13 protein-coding genes are annotated in these 13,617 nt (G+C 41.6%); 8 read left to right on the forward strand and 5 right to left on the reverse strand.

Annotation, left to right across the window (positions count from 1 at the left end):
• Position 1: 1 nt before the first annotated feature.
• From fabZ to BLT41_RS10420, 3 genes are read left to right on the forward strand one after another with little or no spacing between them, the layout of a single operon-like run.
• Positions 2-466: a 3-hydroxyacyl-ACP dehydratase FabZ gene (fabZ, locus tag BLT41_RS10410; RefSeq protein WP_092160875.1), complete on the forward strand. Its 465-nt coding sequence runs from the start codon at positions 2-4 to the stop codon at positions 464-466.
• Positions 466-1,263 (forward strand): acyl-ACP--UDP-N-acetylglucosamine O-acyltransferase, encoded by a 798-nt coding sequence (gene lpxA / locus BLT41_RS10415; RefSeq protein WP_092160876.1) that lies wholly within the window; start codon positions 466-468, stop codon positions 1,261-1,263. Before fabZ ends, lpxA begins: the two co-directional genes overlap by 1 nt.
• A 3-nt stretch (positions 1,264-1,266) precedes the next feature.
• Entirely contained in the window at positions 1,267-2,097 is an 831-nt protein-coding gene (locus tag BLT41_RS10420) for an LpxI family protein (protein ID WP_092160877.1), read from the forward strand.
• 92 nt (positions 2,098-2,189) lie between these two features.
• Here the strand turns inward: BLT41_RS10420 and BLT41_RS10425 are convergent, their stop codons facing one another.
• From BLT41_RS10425 to BLT41_RS10445, 5 genes are all read right to left on the reverse strand, one after another.
• On the reverse strand, positions 2,190-2,435 hold the full coding sequence (locus tag BLT41_RS10425) for an FmdB family zinc ribbon protein (protein WP_092160878.1): 246 nt from the start codon (positions 2,433-2,435) through the stop codon (positions 2,190-2,192).
• Positions 2,436-2,446: 11 nt separating this feature from the next.
• Complete coding sequence (locus BLT41_RS10430) at positions 2,447-2,815, reverse strand: CGGC domain-containing protein (protein ID WP_092160879.1); 369 nt, start codon at positions 2,813-2,815, stop codon at positions 2,447-2,449.
• Positions 2,816-2,825: 10 nt separating this feature from the next.
• Positions 2,826-3,683: an ATP-binding protein gene (locus BLT41_RS10435; protein ID WP_092160881.1), complete on the reverse strand. Its 858-nt coding sequence runs from the start codon at positions 3,681-3,683 to the stop codon at positions 2,826-2,828.
• Positions 3,684-4,544: a nucleotide-binding protein gene (locus BLT41_RS10440; RefSeq protein ID WP_092160882.1), complete on the reverse strand. Its 861-nt coding sequence runs from the start codon at positions 4,542-4,544 to the stop codon at positions 3,684-3,686.
• A gap of 70 nt (positions 4,545-4,614) precedes the next feature.
• A complete protein-coding gene (locus tag BLT41_RS10445; protein ID WP_092160884.1) occupies positions 4,615-5,025 on the reverse strand; it encodes a hypothetical protein in 411 nt (136 codons plus the stop codon).
• A 190-nt stretch (positions 5,026-5,215) separates the two neighbouring features.
• On the opposite strand from BLT41_RS10445, the gene BLT41_RS10450 reads away from it, so the two are divergent.
• The 5 genes from BLT41_RS10450 to cooS all read left to right on the forward strand — a co-directional run bounded on the left by BLT41_RS10450 (position 5,216) and on the right by cooS (position 13,599).
• Positions 5,216-6,067, forward strand: a complete 852-nt coding sequence (locus BLT41_RS10450; RefSeq protein WP_092160886.1) for a damage-control phosphatase ARMT1 family protein — start codon at positions 5,216-5,218, stop codon at positions 6,065-6,067.
• A 137-nt stretch (positions 6,068-6,204) separates the two neighbouring features.
• Positions 6,205-9,399: an AsmA family protein gene (locus BLT41_RS10455; RefSeq protein WP_244512246.1), complete on the forward strand. Its 3,195-nt coding sequence runs from the start codon at positions 6,205-6,207 to the stop codon at positions 9,397-9,399.
• 76 nt (positions 9,400-9,475) lie between these two features.
• Positions 9,476-10,867 carry a YihY/virulence factor BrkB family protein gene (locus tag BLT41_RS10460; RefSeq protein ID WP_092160890.1) on the forward strand — a complete coding sequence of 464 codons (1,392 nt, stop codon included), beginning with the start codon at positions 9,476-9,478 and terminating at the stop codon, positions 10,865-10,867.
• A 13-nt stretch (positions 10,868-10,880) separates the two neighbouring features.
• Positions 10,881-11,531 (forward strand): Crp/Fnr family transcriptional regulator, encoded by a 651-nt coding sequence (locus BLT41_RS10465; RefSeq protein ID WP_092160892.1) that lies wholly within the window; start codon positions 10,881-10,883, stop codon positions 11,529-11,531.
• 190 nt (positions 11,532-11,721) lie between these two features.
• Positions 11,722-13,599 (forward strand): anaerobic carbon-monoxide dehydrogenase catalytic subunit, encoded by a 1,878-nt coding sequence (gene cooS / locus BLT41_RS10470; RefSeq protein ID WP_092160900.1) that lies wholly within the window; start codon positions 11,722-11,724, stop codon positions 13,597-13,599.
• Positions 13,600-13,617 lie beyond the last annotated feature (18 nt).

The following is a 13,617-nucleotide window of genomic DNA, read 5'->3' on the forward strand; positions in this document are numbered from 1 at the left end:
AATGAGTAAAAAAGAAATAGATTATCTCGACATACAGAAAATTATGTCGATGCTTCCTCACCGTTATCCTTTTCTTTTAGTCGATAGAGTAGAAGAATTGGTGCCTGGTGAGCATATTAAAGCTTTTAAAAATATCACCATGAATGAGCCTTTTTTTCAGGGACATTTTCCGGGTCTACCTGTTATGCCCGGAGTTTTGATCATTGAAGCTCTTGCTCAGGCTGGCGGGATGATAGTTCTCAGTATTGACGGCATAGACGTTGATGATAAAGTCTTTCTGTTCACCGGAATTGATAAGGTTAAATTTCGTAGACCTGTTGTTCCGGGCGATAAGTTGGAGCTTAATGTTACCAAAATTCGCAGTAAGATGAGTATCTGGAAAATGAAGTGTGTTGCTACTGTTGATGGCGAAATTGCTGCTCAAGGCGAAGTTTCCGCTGCCATTGTAGACAGGGAGTCTTTATAGTGTCGACTGGCATTCATCCTACCGCAATCGTTGATCCAGGCGCTGTTATCGGAACCAACGTTACCATTGGCCCATTTTGTGTGGTTGAGGGTAATACTGTTATCGGTGACAATTGCTATTTGGATTCTTACGTTCAAATTAAGTCTTTCACCCGTATGGGGAAAGGCAATTCTATTCATTCAAATGCTGTTCTCGGAGATGCTCCTCAGTACCTTGGTTTTAAGGAAGAGGAGACAACTTTAGAGATTGGTGATGATAATATTTTTCGTGAGTTCGTCACTGTTAACCGTGGTACGGTTGAGGGAGGCGGAAGTACTCGTATAGGCAACAAGTGTATGCTCATGGCATACGTTCACGTTGCTCATGACTGTAAACTTGGAAATAATGTAATTATTGCTAATTCATCCAATTTAGCAGGCCATGTTGAAGTCGGAGACCATGTCACAATAAGTGGTATGTCCGGAGTTCATCAGTTTGTCAGAATTGGAGAATATGCTTTTCTCGGCGGTATGTCAGGATTTGCTAAGGATTTACCTCCTTATATGCTGGCGACAGGTATTCGCGGAGTTTTGCACGGTCCGAATTCGATTGGTCTTAGAAGACATGGATTTAATTCTAAAACCTGTATGGCAATTAAGAAAGCGTATAGAATTATTTTCCGTTCAGGACTTACCCGTGATGAATCTCTAGAAATGGCTGAAAAGGAAATGTCAGAAATTCCTGAGGTCATGAAGCTAATAACCTTTGTTAGAGATAGTGAACGTGGAGTTTGTCCTGCGGACCGCAGCCCTGAATAATTTATGAATAGTGCATCTGAAACAATTGGACTTATTGCCGGAGGGGGACAATTCCCCCTCTTGGTTGCTAAAGGAGCCGCAGCGCAGGGAAACCGTGTTGTGGCTGTATCTTTTAAAGGGCATTCGAACGATGAAGTTCATCGCATAGTTGATGTCTGGAAAGAACTTAAGTTAGGTCAATTCTCTAAATTGATAAATTTTTTCCTAGAAAACGGCGTGACAAAAGTAGTTATGGCCGGGACTATCAATAAACCTAAAGCTTTTGATATACGTCCAGATTTTAGAGCAGCTAAATTGCTTTTTAAGCTTGCGACAAAAGGTGATGATGTTCTGCTTAGAGCTATCACCGATGAGTTTGAATCCGAAGGTTTTCAAGTCGTCGGACCGCATGTTTATGCACCGCAACTTCTTACTCCGGCCGGATTGCTGACAAAGCGTAAGCCCTCAGATATGGAAAAAAAGGATTTAGCTGTCGGGTGGAAAATCGCACGGGAATTAGGACGGATGGATATTGGGCAGTGCGTCGTTGTTCGTGAAGGCGTAATTACTGCTGTTGAAGCTATTGAAGGGACTGATGCTGCTGTTAAGCGCGGTTGTTCACTTGGGGGAAAGGGCTGTTCTATTGTTAAAGTTTTTAAGCCTGGTCAGGAAGATCGTGTTGACATGCCTTCAATCGGTTTTAAAACCGTTCAAGGGATGAAAGAGCTTGGTGCTACCTGTTTAGGGGTTGAAGCCGGCAAAAGTCTCTTTTTTGATTTAGATAAATCAATAGAGTTTGCTGATAAAAATGGGATTTGCATTGTCGGATTAACTTCCGACTGGGTGGATAATTAGTATTGTTTTAATTTTTTTAAGAGTTACAAAATTTTAAGCTCTAGCAAAAAGGGAATGTCCTTTTTGCTAGAGCTTTTTTTGTTCTGCTTAAATCAGGTTCTTCCGCAGCAAGAGCCTGGAATACAACCTTTTGCTGAAGGACTTGAGCCACAGCATCCTTTACCGCCATGCGGTTTAGTAACGGGAGCTTCTTTTCCAGTCAGAGTTGAAGTTGAAGAAATCAGTTTTTCTCGAGTTGTTTTTCCGCAAGAAGGACATTCGCCTTCGTTCGCATCACTACTCGATATTTCTTCATAAATCTTTCCACATTCAAGGCATATGTATTCAAAAATAGGCATTTTATAGATTCCTAAGCAAAGATTTGATCAGGGAAGAAATGATGTGTTCCTTCGACGACTTCACAGCCTGCTTTTGCTTTAATTTTTGCGATTAAGATGTCTTTATGTGGACAGTAATTAGTGATGCACGGTGCAATGTGTACTATAGTAGGTACTTCATCCAAAGCAGTATTCCAAAGCTTCAGGTGAGCCATACGTGTGACAACTCCAACTCCGGGACAACCTCCGCAACCAATGATTGCAGTAAGTTCAGCGGATTCATCATAACGTTCAAATTCACCTTTGCGGCGATTGAAAGCGACCATGCAGCGAGAGCATCCGATACACATGGTATCCATTGCTGTTGTACAACCAATGATGACAATTTTCTCTTTTGACATGTTTTTCCCTTTAAAAGTTTTTTTCCATTTTTTCCCAAATTGATTTTATATTTTTCCCTAAACCATCCGGATCAAATTCTACTGCGGAAAGACCAGCTAATTGAGCTTTAGTGAAACCCATATCGTATGGTAATTCACCTACAATAAGGATTTCTTTTTCAAGGCAGAATCTTTTAATTTCGTTTTCCTGATCTTCATTAATTCCACATTTATTGATGATGGTCATTGAGGGTATTTTGAAGTGCTCTGTCAGCTTGTGGACTCTCTTAAGGTCATGCACTGCTGATATTGTGGGTTCGGCGACGAAGACAGCAAGATCAGCGTTTGTGAGCGATGCAATAACTGGGCAACCAACTCCGGGAGAGCCGTCGACCAATACTATCTCAGCTCCGTTTTCTTCACCGGCAGCAGTTGAGGCATTACGTACTGTTGTGACTAGTTTGCCGGAATTTTCTTCGCCTATTCCAAGAGCAGCATGAATCATGGTGCCGAAACGAGTATCAGATTTAAACCACTTACCACAATTGCGCGGGTGTTCCGTTACTGCTTCTGCAGGACAAACAAAAGCGCAGACGCCGCATCCTTCACATTTTTCAGGTATAATTGAAAAATTTTCTGAAATAGCTCCGAATTTGCAATGTTCAACGCAAAGCCCGCATTGAACACATAACTCGGGATCAATTGTTGGATGTACTCCGCTTATAAAATCATTAGTTTCAAGAATTGTAGGACTAAGTATTAAGTGAAGATCTGCTGCATCCACATCGCAATCTGCGAGAACTTTTTTTGGGCCGACTGAAGCTAGAGCCGCAACTACGCTGGTTTTACCTGTGCCGCCTTTGCCGCTTATTACAACTAATTGTTTCATTTATTTGGCCTCGCCTGTGAAAGTTTGGATAGATGACCAAATCTTAGCGAATTCATCTTTAAATCCAGGTATTGAATCATAAAGAAGTCCACCGCCTGAGTATATCGAGGCGGCTTCGCGGCTGTGGGGTAATGTACCCAGCAGAGGAATATTCTTTTCTGATAAGTAGTGTTCGACTCGATCATCGCCCATACCGGAACGGTTGATAATTACTCCGTACGGTTGTTTTAAAGTGTCCAGAAGCTGAACAGCCAGATCAAGATCATGAAGTCCGAAGGGGGTAGGCTCAGTTACGAGCGCAACAAAATCCGCTCCTCCAAGTGATTCTACTACGGGGCATGATGTGCCGGGAGGGCAGTCAAAAATGTTTATTTCGGCTTTAGGAGATATTTCTTTTACAGCCTTAATTAAAGGCGGAGACATTGCTTCACCAATTCGAAGCAATCCGCGTGTAAAATCAATATTTCCGGCTTTTCCGTGTGAGGTTGTTCCGATAAGTCTCTGTCCTTCGCCTATTGCGTCAGCGGGACAGGCAAGTTTACAGAGTCCGCACCCGTGGCATAATTCAGCAAAAACCATGACTGAATCTACCATCCATATCAGTGACTTAAAGTGGCAGAGTTGAATACACTTTCTGCACGATTCACCAAGACACTTATCTTCATCAATCTTAGGTACTGGAATAAATTCATCTTTTTCAGCACTTAATTCTGGATTCAGAAAGAAATGGGCATTAGGTTCTTCTACGTCACAATCTGTAAAGCTTACTTTTACTCCGAGTGAGTCAAGATAGGCTGCAAAGTTGACGGCAACTGTTGTTTTACCTGTGCCGCCTTTGCCGCTGGCAATAGCTATCCGCATATGTATATCCTGTTTACTGGTATAAAATTAAAGGCGCGATGGTTATCGCGCCTTATCCTAAAAGGTGAATTTACTTTTCGATCTCTGCCCTGAGTCTTTCATTTTCGGCTTCAAGGTCGGCAATGCGTTTTTCTAAATCATTGTCATTCTGCGGGACTGCATTTGAATAATTCTGGTTGATGGAACGACAAGATCCGTCTCTTAGTCCGCGTCCCATTCCACGCCCTTGGCCCATCCCCTGACCTTGGCCCATTCCGCGACCTTGACCTTGGCCTGCATTTGAATAATCCTGATTAATGGAGCGGCAAGATCCGTCTCTTAGCCCACGTCCCATTCCACGGCCTTGGCCCATTCCTTGACCTTGCCCCATTCCCTGACCTAAACCTTGGCCTCCGGATTGTCCCTGAGACGTTCCAGCTTTAGATGGACTTCCTTGTCCATTTGAGTTGGAGCCATTTTGATTTCTGTTTAATATGGGCATTGTTTTGCTCCTTTAATTTGGTTATTGATACCTTTGGTATAGCAACTGCTGTGCCTTTGATGAAAGAGGATAAAAAACAGTGAGTTGTCTAAGTATGCTGTAGTGTTTTAGAATATTAAAGACGCAATATTAGCCCGTTTTATGGAAGACATGAATCAAAAATAGTCCTGTATCTTGGAAGGTTATTATAATGAGAACTCAGCTTGATTGTTTACCTTGTTTTTTGAATATGGCTTTAACCGGAATTCGGAAAGCGTGTCCCGGGCAGGAAGATGTTCATGAAGCTGTTATACGTGAATGGGCGAAGGGGTTTGCCGAGGCTGACCTCAGTGAATCACCACCATCACTTGCCGGAAGACTTTTCCGGATGACTTCAAAACATATCGGTGATGTGGATATTTATAAAGTTCAGAAGGATGAAGCTAACAAGCGTGTAATGGAATTGCTTCCAAGTATAACTGAAACTGTATATGGAAGTGCTGATCCGCTGCTTGCTGCGATGGGAGTTTCAATTATCGGTAATTATATGGATTGCGCTCTGATGGAGCAGTTCGACTGGGAAGCTGAATTAGGGCACCTCGAGCAAGGGCTGGATCGTTCTTTGTTTGCATCTTTTGTAGAGAAGGTCAGAGTTGATAAATCGCTCTTAATTCTTGGGGATAATGCCGGTGAAATCGGACTGGATACTATTTTTACCGGATTATTACAGGCGGAAGGGGTCAAGGTAACCTATGCTGTCAGAGGCAAGAATATTCTTAATGATGCTACACTTGAAGATGCAAAGTTTGTAGGTATGACCGATGTATGCGAGGTTGTTACTTCCGGTGTGGATACTCCGGGAACTGTGCTCGAAAGATGCAGTCCTGAATTTAATGAAAGGTTAAAAAGATCTCCTGTTGTACTCAGTAAAGGGCAAGGTAATTTTGAATCTTTATGGGGAGTTATGCCTGATGTTTACTATGCTTTTAAAGTAAAATGTCCAGTTGTCGCCGGGATTACAGGTCATCCTATGAAAACATCATTGTTCTGTCGCGAAAGTTAACTTGCCGGATATAGTTTATAATAATGGAAGTTATTAGATCTTTTTATTGATATTTATGCTTATGAATTGTGGTAAGGTGTCCGGTATAGTTATTAATTCTGTTAAGTCTAAATAGAGTGTTGCTTGTGCTGCTTAGAGTGAAAAAAATATTTTGGATTCTTTTTTTATTATTCGATCTATGTCTGCTTGTCGCAGTCATGGGTGGAATTTATTATATTGAATCAGAGAGCCCTCGAAGCGAGCTTGAAGCTTATCTAGGTAAAGTATCAGGTCGGAATGTTGTTTTCGAGAAAAATTTAGATTTCGTGTTTTTCCCGTGGATTGGATTTCATACAGGATCCGTATCTGTTAGCGGGGTTCCGTCAGAAGATTCTCTTCCTCAGATTACTGTTAGTGATATAGATTTTAAAGTTCGCCTTTTACCGCTTATTCTTGGGCGAATCGAAATTGATACAATAATAGTCGATTCTCCCGTGGTCAGAGTTGATAGAGGAAAAGACGGTAAATTGAATTTACCATTTGAAAATTTAAGCTCTGATGATCAGCAAGGCGGAGGATTCGTTCTATGTAAATCTATATCCGTTCGCGGGGTAAGCGTAGAGAATGCTACCTGTGTTTATCGAGACGTTGCAACAGGGAATGAGCTTAATCTTTCCGGTGTAAATATCAGAACCGGGCCTCTCATAAAAGACAGTCCTATTGCTTTTGTTGTCAGTGCAAATGTTGATAGTGATTTATTTGGTATTGAGGCTGCTACCGGAGTTAAAGGGCTGCTTCATGTCTCATTTGCAGACAAGTCGGTAGCTCTTTCGGAAACATCTCTTTCGATACATGTAGAGAGTGACGAACTTTTGGGCTCTGATGGTACTATCGAAGGAATCGCTTCGCTTAATTTTGATTTAGTTCAAGGTAAAATTGATGTTCAGAACCTTGTTTTGCAAGGTATGGGTGTTCGTCTTACCGGTTCTGCAATATGTAGTAATATTTACGATTCTCCTGATTTTATAGGTGAGCTTAAATCTACCAAATTTGATCCTAAAGCTCTTTTCTCCAGATTCATTCCTAAAAAAATACCTCCTGAAATGGACAAGGTGCTTAATTCGGCATCATTTTCTGTTGCATTCCATTCTACTTTGAAAAAAACAGAACTTAAAAATTTAGTTTTAGCGATTGATGATACTGTTCTTCGTGGTGAATTTTCTTTGCGGGATTATGCAAACCCGTGGGCAGAGTTTGACGTTCGCGCGGATAGCATTGTTCTCGATGATTATACCAAACTTTTTGCGCTTAAGAAGTCTGTTCAGCCTGTTAATTTAAATTCCGGTACTGGTAAAAATAAGTTTAAAGATATGATCATTGCGGATCTTGTTCGGCGTATTCCCTGCAATGGAAAAGTCGAAATCGGTAAATTTGTTTATAACGGTTTGCGTATGGATAATTGCCGTTTGTCTGTTTCCCCCGGGCCCAAGGTTGCAAGCATCAGTGTTAAAGATGGTACTTATCTGGATGGAAAGTTTGCAATCAAAGCTGACCTGGCTTTTGATAAACAAAAAGAAAAAGATACGCTGTTTCTTTCAGGGGCGGGGTCAGTTTCGTCAGTGTCTTTGTCTCAGTTACCTATTAAAATTGACGGATTAAAACTTACTTCGGGGAAGGTTGATTTTACTCTTGGTTCTTTGAGTTCAAGTGGTAAAACTTTCGGTGAAATTGTTAAAAATCTTAAAGCAGATATTTGTGTGGATGGGAAAAGTGTTAAAGCTTCTCTTAATTCCAAGGATGTCCCTGCTCAGTTTAAACAGCTGCATGCTCAGACTATTCATATGGGAATTATCGCCGCCCCTCTTACTACCTCCGTAAGAAAAGGGTTGGTCGGGCGTAATTTGAAAGTTAAACTTTCGGGTGTACTATCAAATCCTTCGATTTCGGTAGGCGGAGACTTTTCAGGTAATGTTTTCGGATCGAGACATAGCAAGAACGACTTTCGGGTTGAGGGCAGTAAATTGGTCTTATCTTTAGACGGTAAATCATTACCGATTAAAAAGAAGATTACGCTTACTTGCAGCGGAGGCGCAGCTTTAAAAAATCAAAGCATCAAGTTTGATAGCTTTGTTATAAATAGCGGCAAAGTTAAAATTTCAGGAGATCTTAACGCGAAAAGATTAGGGTCAGAAACTGCCGCAGTGACGGGCCGTCTTCTACTTAAAGAAACGAGTTGTTCGGATATTTTTGCTATTTTGGGTGTAAATAAGCCTGCTACTAATGATCCTGAAGCTTTCCGTTCGGTTGCTTTTGATAGTTCTTATCAGGTTAATGGCGATAATCTTAAAATGCACATTAATCGCTGCACTCTTGATAATTCAAATGCAAAGGGAACACTGAATCTTACGAATTTTAAAAAGCCAGTTCTTAATTTTGTTTTGCAGGCTGATAAAGTCAATGTGGATAGATTCCTGCCTCCGGATGAGCCGGCTATCACAGAAAGACCGATTGGAGCGAGAAAGGCTGTAACCCCTAAAGTTGCGGAATGGAAATTCCCGCAAACTTTTCTGGACTCAATTAATGCAACAGGAAAAATTCAGTGTGACGCCTTCCGCATTTTTGATTTTGGTGGAAGCAGATTGAGTGCAGATGTCGATATGCGGCAATCAGTAATCAACATTAAAAATATCAAGGGTATTTTTCATCAAGGAAATATTGCTGGGAAGCTGTCTATAGGATTCAAAAACAGTACTGTTGCTCTAACCACTGATCTGGAGGCTAGAGGATTTCAAGCGGGTCTGTTTTTTGCTGATTATGTAGGCAGAGCCTATGTCAAGGGCACAGCTGACTCCTCAGTTAAGCTTAGTGGTAATTCCAGCGCGAATATAGATTTTATTGACACTTTGAGCGGCCGTTATGCTTTTAAGGTTGTCAACGGATCATACCTTTTTGCTGCTAAATTAAATAAAGAAGGTGAAGAAATAAAAATACCTCAGCCTACATCTTTTTCCGTTTTAAAAGGTGTAATTAAAGGAAAAGATGGTGTTTTTGTTGTTAAAGATTACTTGTTGAATACAAATTATATGCGTGCAACAGCTAAAGGGGGATTTAATATTCCCGCTGATTCTATTAACCTGCACGTTAATGCAGACATTATTGAATTGCCGAATTTATATCTGAAAATTGTAAATGCCTTTTTGGATGCTATTTCAGGGGTTGATGTTCATGTTTCCGGCAGACTGAGTGATCCTCAGATTAATGTTTTGGGACTTCAGCGCTGGAACGATGTTTTCAGTGATGTTTTAGGTTTGCCGGAACAGTCTTTTAGGTTTTTCAGAAACTTTTTATTCTGATATAGTCATTTAAGTTGTAGAAGATGCTGTTATTTATTTGGATTGTTTCGGGGTCCGATTTTTAAGGGGGTTCTTGATGACTGCAGGAAAAATTGGAGATAAAGTTTCAGATTTTTTTCTGAATGAAATTTGGAACTGGGATTCCCATAAAGCGGGATTTGTGCGTAGAATTTTTTATACATTTTCCCGCGTTCTTTATCTTGTTTTTTACGGATTTTGGAAAGATCAGTGTATGATCAGAGCCTCCGCTTTAACTTTTACCACTATGCTTTCAATTGTTCCCTTTATAGCTGTTGCTTTTTCCATTTTGAAAGGAATCGGTTTTCAGGATTCTTCATATATACACGAGATACTCCTTAAGGTTTCAGCCGGCAGGGAAGAAGTTGTGACTAAGATGCTTGAATATGTGGATAATACAAATGTAAAAACTTTAGGAGTCGTCGGTATTGCGGCTTTACTTTTTACTGTTTTGTCTACAGTTGGAACTATTGAAAAGGCTTTTAATGTGATCTGGAAAGTGAAGAAAGGCCGGACGTTCTGGCGGAAGTTTACAGATTTCTTTTCAGTAATATTTATCTGCCCGATAGCCGTCATTGCGGCAACAAGTGTCAGTGTTTCAATCAGTAAACAAGGAATGCTTTCATCTCTGGATAACATTTATGGTATTTCAGAAATTGAGGGTTTTTTTATTAAACTGGCTCCGTTAGTTTTAATCTGGGTGGCATTTACGTTTATTTATGCCTTTATGCCTAACACGCGGGTTCGTCTTTGCAGTGCGGCTGTAGGGGGAATTGTTGCCGGAACCGTTTGGCAAATGGCTCAGTGGGCTTATATTAATTGGCAGGTAGGCGTAAGCAAGTACAATGCAATTTACGGAAGTTTTGCACAATTCCCTCTCTTTTTGCTTTGGTTGTATCTGAGCTGGATTATAGTTCTGCTGGGTTCCGAAATAAGTTATGCTGTTCAAAATGTAATGCTTTACCGTCAGCAGCGTTTTATGCCGGATGCCAGTATGGAAGATTTGCAAAAAATATCTTTGCTGGCTTTGAGTCTAATGAGCGTCAGGTTTAATCGCGCGGAATCTGCTTATTATGTTGAGGATTTGGCAACGGAAATGGGTGTTCCCGTTAGCTTTTTAAGCTCTATGCTGGATAAATTCGTGGTAGGTGGTATCCTGGTCAAAGGAAGTGACGAGGATGCTGAAAAGGATATATATACGTTTGCTGTATCACCTGAAAAAATTTCATTATTGCGAATTATTTCAATTCTTACCGGGCATGGTGATGAGGTGACACAAAAAGTCAGCAGTTCGTGCATGGTCTATATTTCTAATATTGTCGATGATATGCGGCAGGCTCTTGTAGACAGCGGTAAAGATATTTCACTTGCTTTGTGTGCCGATCAAATGATTCAGAAGACTTCGTGCTCGGAAAAAGTTGATGAGTTGGTAGAGCTTTCTACAGAATAAAAACGGGAGCCTTATGAAGTTTTCCGGCATAAATCTTCTTGATGAATTGCAAAGGACCGAGCTCGCAGATCTTCGAGATGTGTTTAATTCTCGCCGTGTTAAGAAGGGCGCGATTATTTTTAGCCCCGATCAGGAAGAAAATCTGGTTTTTATTGTCGAAAAAGGGAGAGTGCGGATTTATCTTGGGTATGAGGATAAAGAGTTCACACTCGGTATTTTGGAACCGGGAGATCTTTATTCTACTCATGCCGGATGTTTTGTTCAGGCTCTCGAGGATAGTTCTCTTTTGACAACAGATGTTCAGTCTGTAAAACGGTGTATGGTCGAAATTCCTCTTTTCAATCGAACTATGGTTCGTGTGCTCGGTAAAATTCTGCAAAATTCATTTTCAGTAATCGGCGGTCTGGCCTTTAAAGATATTTATGCTCGCTTGGCAGCTTACCTTCTCAAAGAAGCCCAAGTTTCAGGAATTCCCGTTGATGGCGGTTTTGAGCTTGAGCTCGATTTGACTATTGAACAACTCTCCCAAATTCTTGGTGCAACTCGTCAGACCGTTTCTACTTTGATCAATAATATGGTTCGCGAAGGACTTGTTGTAAAACGCGCTCGCTCAAAATGGTTTGTTCCTGATTTGAAAGCGCTTGAAGATGTAGTTAACTCGTAAGGTTTTTTGTTAGAATCTTTCCTAATAATGTTTTTTGTCTATTTTTATATAAATTTTATACCTGTTTTGTCGGATATCCGACAAACAAATTGTTCTGAACTGTTTACATTGGAATCACGAATCTGAATGCAGGTTTTATTTTGAGACAAATATTTTGTCTTTATCCGTTTAAAACAGGGAGGATGAAAGTATGGCAAAGGAACCACGTCCGGTAGAAGAGCTTTCTTTATGGGATGATGCGCAGGCGATGATAACCAAGGCCAGAGCTGAGGGAATCGACACCGTTTACGAAAGGCTCCAGCATCAAACTCCTCATTGCAGAATTTGCGAACAAGGTCTCAGCTGTCGCAACTGTACCATGGGCCCTTGTAAAATCACAGCTAAAGCACCTCGCGGAGTCTGCGGCGCAGATGCAGATGTTGTTGTTGCCCGCAATTTCGGTCGTTTTGTGGCTGGTGGTTCAGCCGGTCATTCTGATCATGGTCGTGATTTGATTGAAGTCCTTGAAGCTATTGTAACTGGCGAAACTACTGATTATAAAATTACTGACGAACCTAAGCTTAGGCGGATTGCTGAAGAGGTCGGAGTCACAGTTGCTGAACGTGATGTTAAAGCTGTTGCAACCGATCTTTTAGAAGTCTTTTTCGGAGATTTCGGCAGTCGTAAAAAGCAGATTTCATTTCTTTCACGCGTTCCTCAAAAACGTAAAGACATTTGGAAAAAGCTTGGTATGACTCCTCGCGGTGTCGATCGCGAAATAGCAGAAATGATGCATCGCACGCATATGGGATGCGATAACGATGCTCCTAACACAATGATTCATGCGGCTCGAACTTCGCTTTCTGACGGTTGGGGCGGTTCTATGATCGGAACTGAGCTTTCAGATGTCATTTTCGGGACTCCGTCTCCTTCTATGTCTGAAGCTAATTTAGGCGTTATCAAAGAAGATAAAGTTAATATTCTCGTACACGGGCATAATCCCGTTGTTTCCGAAATGATTCTTGCCGCAGCGCGTGACCCTCAGATTATAGCCGAGGCAAAAGCTCTCGGAGCCACCGGAATTAACGTTGCCGGACTCTGCTGCACCGGTAATGAATTGCTGATGCGTCAGGGCATTCCTATGGCAGGAAATCATCTTATGACAGAACTGGCAATTATCACCGGAGCCGTTGAAGCTGTGGTTGTAGATTACCAGTGTATTATGCCTAGTCTTGTTCAGATATCCGGTTGTTATCACACCAGATTTATTGATACCGCGCAAAAAGCCCGTTTCACCGGAGCTATTCATTTTGATATTCATCCGAGCAACGCTCTTGAACAGGCTCGTGAAATCGTCCGTCTGGCAGTTAAAGCCTATTCCGAACGTGATGCGTCCCGTGTAGATATCCCATGTGAACCCGTAAAAATTATGACTGGTTTTTCAAACGAAGCTGTCATATCTGCGCTCGGCGGAACGCTTGATCCTCTGATTCAGGCGATTGTTGCCGGAGATGTACGTGGGGCAGTTGGTATCGTTGGGTGTAATAATCCAAAAATTAAACAGGATTCCATGAATGTCACCCTTGCCAAGGAGCTGATCAAGAAGGATATTCTTGTTTTGGTAACCGGATGCGTAACAACCGCAGCAGGCAAAGCCGGACTTCTTGTGCCGGAGGCTATAGAAATGGCCGGACCGGGTCTTAAAAAAGTTTGCGGAGCACTGGGTATCCCGCCTGTATTGCATTACGGTTCTTGCGTAGATAATGCGCGTATCCTGCAACTTTGTGCCGCACTGGCCAATGCTCTGAATGTTGATATCAGTGATCTTCCCGTCGGAGCATCTTCCCCTGAATGGTATTCTGAAAAAGCCGCTGCTATCGGCTTATATGCCGTTGCAAGTGGAATTTATACTCATCTTGGTCATCCTCCGAATATTCTCGGTTCTGAAACTGTCACGAACCTTGCCGTTTCAGGTCTTGAAGATCTTGTAGGTGCTTCTTTTGTTATCGAACCTGATCCCGTTAAGGCCGCTGAACTTTTTGATATACGTATCAAGGCTAAGCGTAAGGGACTCGGACTTAGCGAATAGGAATATCAGGAGCAGCTT

Source organism: Maridesulfovibrio ferrireducens, from assembly GCF_900101105.1.
In the GTDB taxonomy this organism is placed as follows: Bacteria; Desulfobacterota; Desulfovibrionia; order Desulfovibrionales; family Desulfovibrionaceae; genus Maridesulfovibrio; species Maridesulfovibrio ferrireducens.